Annotated in this window: 19 protein-coding genes; 13 read left to right on the top strand and 6 right to left on the bottom strand. The window is 69.7% G+C overall.

The window, feature by feature from the left end; genetic code table 11:
• Nucleotides 1–7: 7 nt before the first annotated feature.
• The gene (locus tag HRU81_01575) at nucleotides 8–565 is read right to left on the bottom strand and encodes an NAD(P)H-dependent oxidoreductase (GenBank protein QOJ30899.1); all 558 of its coding nucleotides are present in this window, start codon (nucleotides 563–565) and stop codon (nucleotides 8–10) included.
• Nucleotides 566–751: 186 nt separating this feature from the next.
• Here HRU81_01575 and ccoN point away from each other — a divergent pair, with 186 nt between their 5' ends.
• The 13 genes from ccoN (at nucleotide 752) to HRU81_01510 (ending at nucleotide 9,171) form a co-directional block, all read left to right on the top strand.
• Nucleotides 752–2,218, top strand: coding sequence for a cytochrome-c oxidase, cbb3-type subunit I (gene ccoN, locus HRU81_01570; GenBank protein ID QOJ30898.1), 1,467 nt, complete (start codon nucleotides 752–754; stop codon nucleotides 2,216–2,218).
• A 10-nt stretch (nucleotides 2,219–2,228) separates the two neighbouring features.
• Entirely contained in the window at nucleotides 2,229–2,864 is a 636-nt protein-coding gene (ccoO, locus tag HRU81_01565) for a cytochrome-c oxidase, cbb3-type subunit II (GenBank protein QOJ30897.1), read from the top strand.
• Nucleotides 2,861–3,055 (top strand): CcoQ/FixQ family Cbb3-type cytochrome c oxidase assembly chaperone, encoded by a 195-nt coding sequence (locus tag HRU81_01560; protein QOJ30896.1) that lies wholly within the window; start codon nucleotides 2,861–2,863, stop codon nucleotides 3,053–3,055. Before ccoO ends, HRU81_01560 begins: the two co-directional genes overlap by 4 nt.
• Nucleotides 3,052–3,963, top strand: a complete 912-nt coding sequence (gene ccoP, locus HRU81_01555) for a cytochrome-c oxidase, cbb3-type subunit III (protein QOJ30895.1) — start codon at nucleotides 3,052–3,054, stop codon at nucleotides 3,961–3,963. The genes HRU81_01560 and ccoP overlap by 4 nt, the downstream gene beginning before the upstream one ends.
• On the top strand, nucleotides 3,920–4,141 hold the full coding sequence (locus HRU81_01550; protein ID QOJ30894.1) for a hypothetical protein: 222 nt from the start codon (nucleotides 3,920–3,922) through the stop codon (nucleotides 4,139–4,141). The genes ccoP and HRU81_01550 overlap by 44 nt, the downstream gene beginning before the upstream one ends.
• Nucleotides 4,142–4,221: 80 nt before the next feature.
• On the top strand, nucleotides 4,222–5,409 hold the full coding sequence (locus HRU81_01545; GenBank protein ID QOJ30893.1) for an FAD-dependent oxidoreductase: 1,188 nt from the start codon (nucleotides 4,222–4,224) through the stop codon (nucleotides 5,407–5,409).
• A 33-nt stretch (nucleotides 5,410–5,442) separates the two neighbouring features.
• Nucleotides 5,443–5,790 carry a carboxymuconolactone decarboxylase family protein gene (locus HRU81_01540; GenBank protein QOJ30892.1) on the top strand — a complete coding sequence of 116 codons (348 nt, stop codon included), beginning with the start codon at nucleotides 5,443–5,445 and terminating at the stop codon, nucleotides 5,788–5,790.
• Between the two features lie 105 nt (nucleotides 5,791–5,895).
• Nucleotides 5,896–6,147: a DUF2249 domain-containing protein gene (locus tag HRU81_01535; GenBank protein QOJ30891.1), complete on the top strand. Its 252-nt coding sequence runs from the start codon at nucleotides 5,896–5,898 to the stop codon at nucleotides 6,145–6,147.
• A 72-nt stretch (nucleotides 6,148–6,219) separates the two neighbouring features.
• Nucleotides 6,220–7,572: a hypothetical protein gene (locus HRU81_01530; GenBank protein QOJ33235.1), complete on the top strand. Its 1,353-nt coding sequence runs from the start codon at nucleotides 6,220–6,222 to the stop codon at nucleotides 7,570–7,572.
• 18 nt (nucleotides 7,573–7,590) lie between these two features.
• Nucleotides 7,591–8,124 (top strand): DUF2249 domain-containing protein, encoded by a 534-nt coding sequence (locus HRU81_01525; protein ID QOJ30890.1) that lies wholly within the window; start codon nucleotides 7,591–7,593, stop codon nucleotides 8,122–8,124.
• Nucleotides 8,121–8,447 carry a metal-sulfur cluster assembly factor gene (locus tag HRU81_01520; protein ID QOJ30889.1) on the top strand — a complete coding sequence of 109 codons (327 nt, stop codon included), beginning with the start codon at nucleotides 8,121–8,123 and terminating at the stop codon, nucleotides 8,445–8,447. Before HRU81_01525 ends, HRU81_01520 begins: the two co-directional genes overlap by 4 nt.
• Entirely contained in the window at nucleotides 8,440–8,676 is a 237-nt protein-coding gene (locus HRU81_01515) for a hypothetical protein (protein ID QOJ30888.1), read from the top strand. Before HRU81_01520 ends, HRU81_01515 begins: the two co-directional genes overlap by 8 nt.
• Before the next feature lie 27 nt (nucleotides 8,677–8,703).
• Complete coding sequence (locus HRU81_01510; protein ID QOJ30887.1) at nucleotides 8,704–9,171, top strand: carboxymuconolactone decarboxylase family protein; 468 nt, start codon at nucleotides 8,704–8,706, stop codon at nucleotides 9,169–9,171.
• Between the two features lie 46 nt (nucleotides 9,172–9,217).
• Here the strand turns inward: HRU81_01510 and HRU81_01505 are convergent, their stop codons facing one another.
• From HRU81_01505 to cysT, 5 genes are read right to left on the bottom strand one after another with little or no spacing between them, the layout of a single operon-like run.
• Nucleotides 9,218–10,435: an MFS transporter gene (locus tag HRU81_01505; protein ID QOJ30886.1), complete on the bottom strand. Its 1,218-nt coding sequence runs from the start codon at nucleotides 10,433–10,435 to the stop codon at nucleotides 9,218–9,220.
• A 54-nt stretch (nucleotides 10,436–10,489) separates the two neighbouring features.
• Nucleotides 10,490–11,179, bottom strand: a complete 690-nt coding sequence (locus HRU81_01500) for a response regulator transcription factor (GenBank protein QOJ30885.1) — start codon at nucleotides 11,177–11,179, stop codon at nucleotides 10,490–10,492.
• Nucleotides 11,176–13,245 (bottom strand): HAMP domain-containing protein, encoded by a 2,070-nt coding sequence (locus tag HRU81_01495; protein ID QOJ30884.1) that lies wholly within the window; start codon nucleotides 13,243–13,245, stop codon nucleotides 11,176–11,178. Before HRU81_01495 ends, HRU81_01500 begins: the two co-directional genes overlap by 4 nt.
• A 24-nt stretch (nucleotides 13,246–13,269) precedes the next feature.
• Nucleotides 13,270–14,139, bottom strand: a complete 870-nt coding sequence (cysW, locus tag HRU81_01490) for a sulfate ABC transporter permease subunit CysW (GenBank protein ID QOJ30883.1) — start codon at nucleotides 14,137–14,139, stop codon at nucleotides 13,270–13,272.
• On the bottom strand, nucleotides 14,132–14,992 hold the full coding sequence (gene cysT, locus HRU81_01485; GenBank protein ID QOJ30882.1) for a sulfate ABC transporter permease subunit CysT: 861 nt from the start codon (nucleotides 14,990–14,992) through the stop codon (nucleotides 14,132–14,134). The genes cysW and cysT overlap by 8 nt, the downstream gene beginning before the upstream one ends.

Here is a 14,992-nt window from a genome sequence, read left to right as displayed (position 1 = left end):
CGCCGGATCAGCCGCTGACGAAACGCCCCACCCAGGCCACGTAGGCGTCGACGAAGCGCTGCAGGAAGGCGCGTGTCGACTCGTTGCCGACCGTGCCATCCGCGGCGATGACCTCGTCGCGGAAATGCAGGTACACCTCGGGCTGGCCGAGCGTCGGCACGTCGAGGAAATGCAGCGAGCTGCGCAGGTGATGCTGGGCGATGGCGGTGCCCGCCGCGCCGATCGAGGTGCCGATCACCGCCGCCGGCTTGCCGGCGAACGAGTTCGTGCCCCAGGGCCGGGAAGCGATGTCGATGGCGTTCTTCAGCACGCCCGGAACCGAGCGGTTGTACTCGGGCGTGACGAACAGCAGGGCCTGCGCGGCCTCGATCTCCTGCTTCAGGCGGCGCGCCGCCGGCGGGTAATCCGCATCGAAATCCTGCGAATACAGCGGCAGGTCGTCGATGCGCACCTGGGCGAATTGCAGCTGCGGCGGCGACAGGCGCTCGACGGCGAGCATGAGCCGCCGGTTGTAGGAATCCTTGCGCAGGCTGCCGAGCAGCACTGCCACCTTGCATGTCTTCATGTGCGGGGCACCTCCGGGCAGGGCAGTCCAGTCTAGCGAACCGGGTAGGGGCATCGCCAAGGCATCTATACGGTGATTTGCCGGGCCTTGCCTGCTACCATACCGGCGCCCCACGCCGGACTGACCCCGACAGCAGCTCGCCTGTTGCAGCGCAGCTATAATTGCCATTCCTGTCCAGGAGCCGCCATGCCCAAAACCGAGTACTACAACGACCATGTCGTGCGCCTGTTCCTGCTGGCCTCGGCAGTGTGGGGCATCGTCGGCATGCTGATCGGCATGTACGCGGCGGCCGAGCTGGCCTGGCCAGGGCTCAACCTCGACATCCCGTGGATGACCTTCAGCCGCGTGCGCCCGGACCACACCTTTGGCGTCATCTTCGCCTTCGGTGGCTCGGCGCTGATGGGCACCTGCTACTACGTCGTGCAGCGCACCGGCCATACTCGCCTCGCCTGGAGCGGCCTCGCCGAGGGCACCTTCTGGGGCTGGCAGCTGGCCTGCGTGCTGTCGATGCTGACCCTGCCCTTCGGCATCACGCAGAACAAGGAATACGCCGAGCCGGAGTGGTTCATCGACATCCTGATCGCGGTGGTCTGGGTCAGCTTCGGCGCGGTGTTCTTCGCCACGCTGGCGCGCCGGCGCATCCGCCACATCTACGTCGCCAACTGGTACTACGGCGCCTTCATCATCGCCGTCGGCCTGCTGCACATCGTCAACAACCTCGCGCTGCCGGTCAGCCTGACCAAGTCCTACCCGATCTACTCCGGGGTGGTCGATGCGATGGTGCAGTGGTGGTACGGGCACAACGCGGTGGCGTTCTTCCTCACCGCCGGCTTCCTCGGCATGATGTATTACTTCGTGCCGCGGCAGGCACAGCAGCCGCTGTGGAGCTACCGCTTCTCGATCGTCAACTTCTGGGCCCTGATCTCCATGTACATGTGGGCGGGCTCGCACCACCTGATGTACACCGCCCTGCCCGACTGGGTGCAGTCGGTCGGCATGGCGTTCTCGCTGGTGCTGCTGATGCCGAGCTGGGGCTCCGCGGCCAACGGCCTGTTCACCTTCAACGGCTCCTGGCACCGGCTGCGCGACGATCCGGCCGCGAAGTTCATGGTCATCGCCCTGGTGTTCTACGCCGCCTCGACCTTCGAAGGCTCGATGATGGCCGTCAAGAGCGTCAACTCGCTGTCGCATTACACCGACTGGACCATCGCCCATGTACATTCAGGCTCGCTGGGCTGGGTGGCGATGATCACCATCGGCTCGCTGTATGCGATGGCACCGCGCGCACTCGGCCGCCCCGCCATGCATTCCCGCGCCGGGATGGAACTGCACTTCTGGCTGCATTTTTCCGGCACTTTGCTCTATGTCGTCGCCATGTGGGTCGCGGGCGTCACCGAGGGCATGATGTGGCGCGCCACGCAGCCCGACGGCTCGCTCACCTATCCATTCATCGACAGCCTGCTCGCCATCAAGCCGCTGTACATGGCGCGCTGGTTCGGCGGCTTCCTCATCTGGCTCGGCATGTGGGTGATGGCCTGGAACCTCTGGTACACCGCCGCCGATGCCCGCAGGAAGATCATCCTGCCGATCCCGGTGCCGATCCCGGAACCCGATTCACACCAGACGCCGGCGCCGCTGCCGGCCGCGGTCTGAGGGCCGGCCCATGGCATACCGTCATTTCGAGTTCATCGAGAAGCACGCCTGGACGCTCGGCATCCTGACCGCGGTCATGGTGTCGATCGGCGGCCTCGCCGAGATCACGCCGCTGTTCATCATGGCCAGGGAGGTCAAGCCACCGGCGCATGTGCAGCCGTATGATCCGCTGCGCCTTGCCGGCCGCGACATCTACGTGCGCGAGGGCTGTTACCTCTGCCACTCGCAGATGATCCGCGCCCTGCGCTTCGAGACCCAGCGCTACGGCAGCTTCTCGACAGCGGACGAGTCGGTCTACGACCGGCCCTTCCAGTGGGGATCCAAGCGCACCGGGCCGGATCTCGCCCGGGCCGGCGGCAAGTACTCCGATGAGTGGCAGCGCACCCACCTGATGGATCCGCGCAGCGTCGTGCCGGAGTCGAACATGCCGGCCTATCCCTGGCTGGCGCAGGCGCCGATAGACGGCGCGGACATCGCCGCCCGCATGCGCGTGCTGCGCCGGCTCGGCGACCCGTACTCCGACGCCGACATCGCCGGCGCGGCGGCCGCCGTCGAGGGCAGGACGGAGATGGACGCGCTGGTCGCCTACCTGCAGGGGCTCGGCATCGCCAACGAACCTTCGGCCTCCTCCGGGGAAACGCCATGAGTCCGGCCTGGGGCCACGCCACCGGAGTGCTGATCCTGCTGATGATGGCGGCATTCCTCGGCATCTGGGTCTGGGCCTGGCTGCCCTATCACAAGCGCAGCTTCAACACGCTGGCGCGCCTTCCCATGGAAGACCAGGCCGCATCGCCAGGCGAACCGATTCCGGCCACTGACGAGGAGCAGCGTCGATGAGCAGTGGCTGGGCATGGTGGGTAATCGGCCTGATCGTCTTCAACATGGGCCTGACGTTCTGCCTGTTCCTGTGGGCGCCGTTCGCGAGGGTGCCGACCCTGCCCGACGGCACCACCGGCCACGTCTGGGCGCATGGCGCCCTGCGCGAAGGCATGCATCGCCTGCCGCGGTGGTGGATCGCGCTGTCGCTGGCGATGTTCATCACCGCCTTCACCTATTTCCTGCTGTATCCGGGCTTCGGCAACTTCAAGGGCCTGCTGGGCTGGACTTCCCACGGCGAACTGGCGCGTGCCGTGGAAGCCAACGACGCCCGGCTCGATCCGGCCTTGCAACGCCTGGCGGCGCTTGGCATCGAGCAGGCCGCCGCCGATCCGCAGGCGCGCCAGCTCGGCGAGCGCCTGTTCGTCGACAACTGCGCGGCCTGCCATGGCCGCAATGGCCGCGGCAACCCGCTGCTCGGCGCGCCGGACCTCACCGACAGCGACTGGGTGTACGGCGGCAGCGCCAGCGACATCACCAACTCGATCCGTGGCGGTCGCACCGGCGTCATGCCGCAATGGAACGCGCTCGGCGAGGACACGGTGAAGAACCTCACGCAGTACGTGCTCGGCCTTTCCGGGCAGGCGCACGACGCGCAGAGGGCCGCTGCCGGCGAAACCGTGTTCAAGACCACCTGCATCGCCTGCCATGGGCCCGAGGGCAAGGGAAACCCGTTCATCGGCGCCCCGAACCTCACGGATCCCGCCTCGGTGTACGGCAATTCCGCGGCCGCCATCGAGGCGAGCATCGGCAACGGCAGGCAGGGTCACATGCCGGCATGGAGCCCGCGCCTGTCGGATGCCGACATCCACGTGCTGGCCGCCTATGTCTACCACCTCGCGAACCCCGGAGACTCCGCTGCGCGCTGAGTCACGATGGCGCAGCAGCTGGTACGGCCAGCCTGTCGTCTGGCTCGGCATCGGCCTGTTTGCGGCGTCGATCGCCGGGTGCATCTGGCTGATCGTCGTCAGCGCACGCTACGACGACCAGCCGCTGCCGACGGACGGCCGGGTGTTCGGCGTACCGGTACAGCCTGACAGCCGCTGAGCGTCACGCGACCTGTTGCAGCATGACTCGCCGCTTCGCCCGGGCGTAGGATTCCCGGTAGTGAAGCGCATGGGGTCATCATGAAGCACAAGGTGGACTACCTGATCGTCGGTGCGGGCGTGGCCGGCGAGACCGCCGCCCAGGCGATACGCAGCGTCGATGCGCGTGCCAGCATCGTCATGCTGGGCGACGAGAGCCACCCGCCCTACGACCGCCCGCCGCTCAGCAAGGCACTGTGGAAGGACGGCAGGGAAGAGGACATCTGGCGCCCCATCGGCAGGGCGGCAGCGCGGTTGCAGCTCGGGCGACGTGCCCTGAAGCTCGATGCTGCCGCGCATGTCGTGCACGATGACGCCGGGGATGCCTGGGAATACCGGCGCCTGCTGCTCGCCACCGGCGGCACGCCGCGCCGGCTGCCCTTTGGCGACGATTTCATCTACTACCGCCGGTACGACGACTACCGGCGCCTGCGGCAGCTGGCCAGGCCGGGTGCGCGAATCGCCGTGATCGGCGGCGGTTTCATCGGCAGCGAGGTGGCTGCGGCGATGGCGCTCAACGGTTGCCGCACCACGCTGCTGTTCCCGGGGCCGGCGATCTGCTCGCGGGTTTTTCCCGCGGCGCTGGCCGATGCCGTCACCGCTGCCTATCGCGAACGGGACGTGGACGTGCGCAGCGGCATCACCGTGACCGGCGCCAGTCGAGATGCAGGCGGTACCGGGCTGCTGCTGTCCGATGGCAGCCGGCTGCACGCCGATGCAGTGGTCGCCGGGCTCGGCATCACACCCAACGTGGAGCTGGCACAGGAAGCCGGGCTGCAGATCGACCTCGGCGGCATCCTCGTCGACGACCATCTGCGGACCAGCGATCCCGACATCCATGCCGCCGGGGATGTCGCCACCTTTCCGGCGCCGGCGCTCGGCCGCCGGCTGCGCGTGGAGCACGAGGATGCCGCGCTGAAGATGGGACAGCACGCGGGCCTGTGCATGGCCGGGCAGGATGCGCCGTACCGGCAACTGCCGTTCTTCTACGCCGACCTCTTCGACCTGGGCTACGAGGCTGTCGGGGTCGTCGATTCCCGGCTGGAGGTGGTCGAGCAGTGGGTGACGCCCTACCGCGAGGGCGTGCTCTACTACCTCGAGGCGGGCCGGATACGCGGCGTGCTGCTCTGGAACACCTGGGGCCAGGTCGATGCCGCCCGGGCACTGATCGCCGAGACCGGGCCGTTCGATGCGCAGAATGTCCGTGGACGGCTGCCAGCAACCAGCTGAATCGCAACGCCCATCACCAGAGGAGAGCGACCGATGCCCGACGGAATGTATCCCACCGCCACTGCCGACCTCGCCAGCAAGCGCCGCGCGCTGGCGCCCGATACCGAGGCTGCCTTCCTCGCCTTCAGCCAGCAGGTGTTCGCCGCCGGCGCGCTGCCGGTCAAGACCAAGCAGCTCATCGCGGTGGCGGTCGCCCACGTCACGCAGTGCCCGTACTGCATCAAGGGGCACACCAGGGCTGCGCTGCGCCATGGTGCCTCGCAGGAAGAACTGATGGAGGCCATCTGGGTTGCCGCCGAGATGCGCGCTGGCGGCGCCTACGCGCATTCCGTGCTGGCGCTGGAGCAGGCACAGAAGGCCGCGGGGCCGGCCAGCGGCTGAGCACGGAGCGTGGCAGCAGGGCCGTCATCCTGCGTTAAAGATGTATTGACAATCGATCTTCAAGGGAGGAAGCTCACGACTGCAGGAACAGCGAGGAATCCAGCCATGCCCAATATCCAATCCGCAGCAATCCAGGAAGTCGACATCCGCAGCCTCATCCCCATGCAGCGTCATGCCCGGATCTTCGAGCTCGTCGGCAACCTGCAGCCTGGCGATGCGTTCGTCTTCGTCAACGATCACGACCCCAAGCCGCTGTACTACCAGCTCGAGGCGGAGCACCCGAAGCAGTTCTCCTGGACCTACCTGGAGTCGGGGCCCGTCGCCTGGCGGGTGAAGATCGGCCGGCTGCCGCAGTAGGCAGCCCAGCGGCCACCGGCGGGGCTCCCGACCGCGCACCGCCGGTGGCCAGCGGAGCCGGGCATGCTCGCCATTCCGGGTGCCACCCTTTCACGCTGGACGCTCGCCTACTTCGCCGCGGCCATGGCATTCCTGCTGCTGGCGGAGACCCTGCTGGCGCTCGGCGTCGGCTATCCGGCCAGCGGACTGCGCTCGGCCGGGACCCTGATCGTCGTCCACTGCGTCACCATCGGCTGGCTGAGCCTGCTGATGTGCGGTGCGCTGTTCCAGTTCGTGCCGGTGCTGGTCGCCGGGCCGATCTACAGCAACGTGCTGCCGCTGCCCGCCCTGCTGCTCATCGTCGGCGGCCTGCTGGCGCTCATCGCCGGTTTCCTGCAGCTCGCGGGCATCCTGCCGGTGCTGCCGCCGGCCTTCCTCGCCGCCAGCCTGCTCCTCGGCAGTGGACTCGTCCTCGTGCTGTGGACGCTTGGCCGCACGCTGGCAGCGGCATGGCCCCTGAACCTTCCCGCGCAGTTCGTCGTCGTCGGCCTGGCGAGTGTCGCCGCCACGGCCGCCTACGGCATCGTCTTCACCCTCGGGTTCGGCGGCTACCTCCACTCGCCGTGGCTGCTCGGTCTGCAGTCGCAAGGCCTGCCGTTGCACATCAGCGCCGGACTCGGCGGCTGGCTGACGTTTACGGCCATCGGCGTCAGCCATCGCCTGCTCGCCATGTTCATGCTTTCGCCGGAACTCGATGGCGCGACCACGCGCTGGACCTTCCGCCTCGGGACCCTCGCCCTCGCGGTGCTCGTCGGCGCGGGCACGGTGGTGCTGGCCGCCGGCGGCAATCCCGGGGTGGTGCTGGTGGCATCCGGACTGGCAGGACTGGCCTGCCTCTTGCTCTACGGACGCGACGTCCTGCGGCTGTACCGCCAGCGTGTCCGTCCCGCCATCGAGCTCAACAGCCGCATGGCCGCGGTCGCGCTCGGGCACCTGGCCGTCGCCACGCTGCTGACGGTCGTCTGCGCGGCGACGGGAACCCTCGGCAGCTACAGCGGCCTGCTGCTGTTCCTCATCGCCTTCGGCTGGCTGTCCGGGCTCGGCCTCGCCAAGCTCTACAAGATCGTCGCCTTCGTGACCTGGCTCGAATGCTATGGTCCGGTCCTCGGCAAGGCCCCCACGCCGCGCGTGCAGGACCTCGTCGTCGAACCACGCGCGGTCAGGTGGTTCTGGCTGCATTTCGCCGCGGTGGATATCGCCACGCTATGCCTGGTACTGCAGGCACCACTGCTGTTCCGCGCAGCCGCCGCCGGCATGCTGCTCGCCGCGGCCGGCATTGCCGTGGAACTCATCCGCACCCGGCGCCTGGCCAACGTCCGGACGGAGATGCGCCTGCCGGCCGGCGCGCATCCGCCGCGCCTGCTGTTCACGTTCGTCGCCAGCTGATATGGAAAGGAGACCGCCATGACCGGTTTCGTCGAACTCGATGTCCGTCCCATCCTGCGCGCCGGCGGTGAGCCGTTCGCAAAGATCATGGAAACCGTGAAGAGCCTGCCGCGGGGCCAGGGGCTGCGCCTGTTCGCCAGCTTCAAGCCGACGCCGCTCCTGCAGGTTCTCGGCTCACGGGGGTTCACCCATCAGGCCAGGGAGATCGGCGGCGGCGACTGGCAGGTCGACTTCACGCCGGGCACCACGGCCGCCACCGGCGCGACGCAGGCCGCTGCCACCGGCCCTGCGACGGCCGGGGACTGGCCCGAACCGACGCAGGAGATGGACAACCGCCTGCTGGATCCGCCGGAGCCGATGGTGCGCATCCTCGCCGCCACGGAGGCCATGGCCAGCGGTGAGGTGCTGGCGGCCCTGCTGTGCCGCGAGCCGGTGTTCCTGTTCCAGGAGCTCGCCAAGCGCGGCCATGCCTGGCGTGGCGCCTTCGAGCCCGACGGCAAGACCTACAGGGTGCTGATCCGCATCGGCGGCACCCCGGATGCGGCGGCATGAGCACGCCGGCCGGCGAGGCTTCGGCCGGGCCGATCCGCGAAGCCCTGAAGCTGGTGATCGACCCGGAGCTGGGCTACAACATCGTCGATCTCGGCCTGGTGTATGACGTTGCCGTGCAGGGCGCCGGCGACGCGCTCATCACCATGACGACCACGACCCGTGGCTGCCCGGCGACCGACTACCTGCGGATGGGCGCGCGCGATGCCGCCTTCTCGGTCGACGGCATCGACTCGGTGGAGATCGTCCTGACCTACGACCCGCCGTGGACACCGAAGATGATGTCGCCCGAGGCCAAGGCGCATTTCCGCATCCGCGATGAATGAGCACGGCAACAGGCCGCCGCAGGCGGCGGCAGCCGGCACCGCGGGGATCGACGACCTGCTGCTGGCGAGCCTCGAGGCGCTGGCAGCGGCAGGCGAGGTCGAGCAGGCCTGCCGTCTCGCCGGCCGCGCCTGCGCGCTGCACCGCACGCGTGATGCGGCCGCCTGGAATCGCTTCAACGTGCTGCTGCACCGGCTCAGCAGGCAGGCGGAGTACCATCGGCAACCCTGACCCCGTCGCGCCAGCAGGAGGCCTGCCATGTCACAGCGCATCGACTACAAGTCCGCCTCGCCCGAGGCCTTCAACGCGATGCTTCATACGGAGCACCAGGTCCACAGGAGCGGTCTGGAGGAATCGCTGCTGGAACTGGTCAAGTCACGCGCATCGCAGCTCAACGGCTGCGCCTGGTGCCTCGACATGCACACCAAGGACGCGCGTGCGCACGGTGAAGCCGAGCAGCGACTGTACCTGCTGCCGGTGTGGCGGGATGCCAGCTGCTACAGCGACCGCGAACGCGCGGCGCTGGCCTGGACGGAAGCGGTCACGCTGATCGCTTCGCAGGAAGTGAGCGATGCGGTCTACGCCGAGGCACGCCGCCACTTCGACGAGAAGGCGCTGGTCGACCTCACCCTCGCGGTCATCGCCATCAACGGCTGGAACCGCATGAACGTCGCCTTCCGTACCCCGGTCGGGGACTACGTCAGCCCGCACGCGGCGGCGCGCTGAGACAACGGCCCGCTCGCGCCGCGGCCGGGCGGCGACGGGCCGGGCTTCACGAGACCAGCCGGTCGCGATGACGCAGTTCCGGGAACCAGCGTGCCCAGAGCGCGGCCACCAGCAAGGTGCCGGCGCCACCGACGACCACCGCGGGCACCGTGCCGATGAGCGCCGCCACCGCTCCGGACTCGAACTCGCCGAGCTCGTTGGAGGCGCCGATGAACACCGCGTTGACGGCGGAGACCCGACCGCGCATGCCGTCGGGCGTCTCCGCCTGGACCAGTGTCTGGCGGATCACGACGCTCACCATGTCGGCCGCGCCCAGCACCACCAGGCAACCGAGCGACAGCAGGAAATCCCGCGACAGGCCGAAGGCGATCGTCGCCAGGCCGAACAGCGCGACGGCCTGGAACATGCGCGCACCGGCGCGCTGGCGGAGCGGCCGCCAGACGAGGTAAAGGGCCATGCCGAGGGCACCCGCCGCCGGCGCGCTGCGCAGCAGGCCGAGCCCGGTGGGGCCGACCTGCAGGATGTCGCGCGCGTAGATCGGCAGCAGCGCGGTGGCCCCGCCCAGCAGCACCGCGAACAGGTCCAGCGAGATGGCGCCGAAGATCGCCGGCCGCGAGCGGATGAAGGCGATGCCCGCCAGCAGCGTCGCCCAGTCCGCCTTGCCGCCGGAGGTGGTGCGGCTGCGGTGGCGTACCAGGGCGAAGAGCAGCGTGCTCAGCGCGAAACAGGCGGCGGCAGCGGCGAACACCACCGTATCGCCGAGCACATACAGCGCGCCGCCGACGGCGGGGCCGATGATCGTCGCCGTCTGCCACACCGAGGAGCCCCAGGCGATGGCGCCACCGAGCTCCTCCGCCGGCACCAGTCCCGGCAACAGCGCCTGCCCCGCCGGATTGGCGAAGGCCCGGCCCAGGCCGAAGGCCAGCACCAGCGCGTAGATCACCCACACCGGCGCACGCATCCAGGCGCAGGCCAGCAGTCCCAGGGCCGTCAGCGTCGTCAGCACGTAGCAGGCGACGATGATGCCGCGCCGGTCGGCGCGGTCGGCGACATGGCCCGTCACCAGGGCAAGGGCGATGGCCGGCAGGAAGCTCGCCAGGCCCACCAGGCCCAGCGCCAGCGGATCGCGGGTGAGGTCGTACACCAGCCAGCCGACGGCGACGTTCTGCATCTGCACCGCCATGGCCGAGACGAAGCGCCCGCCGAGGAACAGGGCAAGGTCACGGTGGCGCAGCAGGCCGCGCGAGGGCAGCACGCCACTCATCGCCGCATGCTGCCGCGGACGGCGGCGGAACGCCGGTTCATGGCAGATGCCATCTCATCCGGACTGGAGCAGGCCGGTGTTCAGGCGATAGCCGACCGCGGGCACCGTCTCGATGCGGTCATCCGCATCGCCGACCTCGCCGAGCTTGAGCCGCAGGCGGTGCACGAGCTGCTTCAGCACCTGCCTGTCGCCGCCGCCCTTGTGCCCCCAGACATGGGCCAGCAGGCGGTCGGTGGGCACCGGCTGGCCGGCATGGGCCAGCAGCAGCTGCAACAGGCGGAACTCCAGCCGCGTCAGCCTCAGGTTCCGCTGCGCGCCGATGCGCAGGCTCAGTGCCTCGGCATCGAGCGCCAGCTCGCCGGCCTCGGTGCGCCCGCCTGCCTCGATGCCCGCGCGGCGCAACAGCGCCCGCACCCGCGCGATCAGCGTCCGCGGGCTGAAGGGCTTGGTCAGGTAGTCGTCGGCGCCCAGCTCCAGCGCCCGCACCAGGTCCTCTTCCTCGCCGCGCACGGTCAGCATCATGATCGGCACGCGGGAGATCCTGCGGATGTGGCGGCAGGCGTCGAAGCCGCTGCCGCCCGGCAGGTTGATGTCGAGCAGCACCAGGTCCGGCCGCTCGCGCTCGAAGGCATCGACGGCACCGGGCACGGTGCTGGCGCCGATCACCAGGAAACCCGCCTGCTGCAGGGCGAAGCCGGTCACCGCCCGCAGATCGGCGTCGTCATCCACCAGCAGCAGCTTCATGCCCGCTCCCCCGCCGGCAAGACGAAGAAGAAGCGCGTCCGGCCCGCCGGCGTCCGCTCCATCCCCGCCTCCCCGCCATGGCGTTCGACGATGGAGCGCACGATCCACAGGCCCAGCCCGAGGCCCGGCGCCTCGGGCTCCACGTCCCCGGCCCGCCTGAAACGCTGGAAGACGGTGTCCGGGTCGCTGTCGGTGAGGCCGGGCCCCTCGTCCTCCACCCAGGCGGCGATGCGCTCGCCCCGCAGCTCGCCACCGATGCGGATGGTGGTGCCCTCCGGCGCATACTTGCTGGCGTTGGCGAGCAGGTTGACGAACACCTGCACCAGGCGCTGGCCGTCGCCGACGAGATCCGGCAGTCCCTGCGGCCACTCGATGTCGAGCGCCTGGCGACGCTGCGCCAGCAGCGGCCGGATCAGTGCCGCGGCCTCCTCGGCCACCTCGGCCATCGACACGGTCTGGGCGCGGATCGCCAGCTGGCCCGCTTCGATGCGCACGCTCTCGAGCAGGTTGTCGATCAGCCGCATCAGCCGCAGCACGCCCCGCTCCAGGTTGCGGAACAGCTCGCGCTGCTCGGCCAGTGGCAGGCGCTCGAGCCCGTCCTGCAGCAGCTCGATCGAGGCCAGCTGCGCGGCCAGCGGCGTGCGGAACTCGTGCGATATGTTGGCCAGCACGCTGTCGCGCGCGCGACGCACCGATTCGAGCTCGGTCTCGTCGCGCAGCACCTGCACCTGCTGGCCGCCGGTGGGCGGTGCGCTGACCACGACCGCCGAGCGCGTGGCGCCTCCCGGCAGGCACAGGCGTTCGGCGGCGCGGCCCTGGCCGGTGACACGCGCGGCGACGATCGGACAATCGCGCTCGCAGGGACGCACGCCGTCGGTGGCCTCGGGATTGAGCACATCACCGCAGAAACGGCCGACGATCTCCTCCCGCGGGCGGCCGAGCATGCGCACCACCTGGTCGTTGGCGTAGCGGATGACGCGGGCGGAATCCACGGCATAGACGCCCTCGACCACGCCCGACAGCACGGCGCGTGCCTCCGCCTCGCGGCGCCTCAGCACGGCGGTCAGGTCCACCAGGTTGCTGCGCATCTCGTCCATGGTGAGCGCCAGCGAGCCGATCTCGCTGATCCCCGAGGTGGGTACCGCCACCGAGAAATCGCCGCGGCCGATGCGATCGGCCGCATTGCGCAGCGCTTCCAGCGGCCGCGCCAGCCACCGGCCGTAGAGCATGCCGCCCAGCGCCGCCAGCGCCAGCACCAGCAGGGCGATCACCGCCAGGCGCATGCCCAGCGCGCGGGCCGCGGCGTCGAACTCGGCAGCGCCGATCTGCACGTCCACCAGCCCGATCAGTTCGCCGGTGGATGCCGACCAGGGCACGACGGCCACGTAGCTGTCAGAGGCGCTGAGCCGGCGGGTGGTCACCTTGCCGCTGGTGATGGTCTGGCTGTGCAGCTCCGTGAACGGATTGTCCGGCGGCGCCGTGTAGGTGGCGTAGTTGATGACTTCCACGGTCGCACCCACCTGCTCCTGCAGGTCGGCGACCAGCCGGTCGTCGATCGCCCGCAGGGCAATCACCCGATAGGGCGCGAGGCGCGGCACCGGGGCACTGGCGCCGCTGAGGATCACGCCGGCCTGGCGCGAGGCCACCGCAAACCGCTCACCCTGCTCGGCTGCCGCCGGCTCGAGTTCCGACCACGCCACCTCGCCACCGGCAGCCACCGCGACCCCGGCGTCGTTCACCAGCAGGCAGGCGTAGAGGCCCTTCGACTGGGCGTAGCGGGCGAGCACGGGCTCCAGGGCGCGCAGGTCTCCCTGCAGCAGCAGGCGGATGAGCGTCGGCCGGCTGGCGAGCTCGCGGGCATCGCCGAGGACTTCCTCGTTGACCCGCCGCAGGTAGTCGCGGGCCGAGGCACCGGCCAGCTCCACGCGCGTCATGGCCTGCTGTCGCGCCAGGCGCCCCAGCAATCCCACCGACGAGGCGGCGACCGCCAGCACCGCCAGCAGGACGATGACGCCGCTGCCGATGCCGAGCCATGCAGCGAGGCCAAGGGGTCGCGACGGCTTCATCCCGGCACCGCTCCCGCGCCGCGCTCAGTGCCCACCACGATGCCCGGTGCGCCACTCGATGGCGGTCTTGATGGCCAGCGTCACCACCGCGAGCAGGCTCAGCACCGACGCCACGGCGAAGGCCGCCACCTGGTGGAACTCGTTGTACAGGATCTCCACCTGCAGCGGCATGGTGGTGGTCAGGCCGCGGATGTGGCCGGAGACGACGGCCACCGCGCCGAACTCGCCCATGGCACGGGCATTACAGAGGATCACGCCGTAGATCACGCCCCATTGTATCTTGGGCAGCGTCACCTTGAAGAAGGTCCTCCAGCCGCCGGCGCCGAGCGAGATGGCCGCCTCCTCCTCGTCCGTGCCCAGCATCTGCATCAGCGGCAGCAGCTCCCGGGCGACGTAGGGAAAGGTCACGAACAGGGTGACCAGGACGATGCCCGGCAGCGCGAAGATCACCTGGATGTCGTGCTCCTCCAGCCAGGGCCCGAACCAGCCGCTGGCGCCGAACAGCAGGACGAAGGCCAGGCCGGAGATCACCGGGGAAACCGCGAAGGGCAGGTCGATTACCGTGGTCAGCAGGCTCTTGCCGCGGAAGCTGAAGCGCGCGATGGCGTAGGCGGCGGCGATGCCGAACAGCGTGTTGAGCGGCACCACCAGGGCGGTGGTCACCAGCGTCAGGCGCATGGCCGCCAGCGCGTCCGGGTCGACCAGCGCCTGGCGGTAGAAGCCGATGCCGCGGCCGAGCGCCTCGACGAACACCGTGGCCAGCGGCACCAGCAGGATGATGCCGATGAAGCCCGCCGCGATGCCGATCAGCAGCCCGCGTACCAGCCGGCTGCGCCAGCGGTTGGCATGGCCGCGCTCCTCCAGCCAGACGGCGGGCGTGGCCACCTCAGGCACCCAGCCCCAGCCGCCGGCGCTGCCAGGCCTGCAGCAGGTTGATGACCAGCAGCATCACGAACGACAGCACCAGCATGAGGAAGCCGAGGACGGCGGCACCCACGTAGTCGAACTGCTCGAGCTTGATGACGATGAGCAGCGGCATGATCTCGGTCTGCAGCGGAATGTTGCCGGCGATGAAGATCACCGAGCCGTACTCGCCCACGCCGCGCGCGAAGGCGAGCGTGAAGCCGGTCAGCAGGGCCGGCAGGATCGCCGGGAGGATCACCCGCAGGAACGTGTGCCAGCGGCTGGCACCGAGCGACATGGCGGCCTCCTCCACCGCGGGATCCAGCGCCATGATCGCCGGCTGCAGGGTGCGCACCACGAACGGGATGCCGATCAGCACCAGCGCCACGGTGACGCCGACCCAGGTGTAGGCCACTTCGATACCCAGCCCGGCCAGCCAGTGGCCGATGACGCCGTCATCGGCGAACACCGTGACCAGGGCAATGCCCGAGACCGCGGTGGGCAGCGCGAATGGCAGGTCGATCAGCGCATCGAGGAGGCGCCGGCCGGGAAAGTCATAGCGCGTCAGCACCCAGGCCACGACCAGGCCGAAGACCGCATTGATGCTGGCAGCCAGCAGGGCGGCGCCGAAGGACAGGCGCAGCGCCGCCAGCACGCGGGGCTCGCCCAGGGTGCCCAGCACCTGCTCCAGCGGTGCCGTGGTCGCCTTGAGCACCAGCGCCGCGATCGGCAACAGCACCACCAGCGACAGGTAGAGCACGCTGTAGCCGAGCGTGAGGCCGAAACCGGGCAGCACCGAGGCTTCGCGCCAGCGCCAGCCCTGCACGCCGGAGCGCCGTGCCAT

It is taken from the genome of Gammaproteobacteria bacterium (genome assembly GCA_015709695.1).
Lineage (GTDB): Bacteria > Pseudomonadota > Gammaproteobacteria > Steroidobacterales.
Note: the sequence above shows the minus strand (reverse complement) of the source record. Positions and strands in the feature narration are given on the sequence as shown.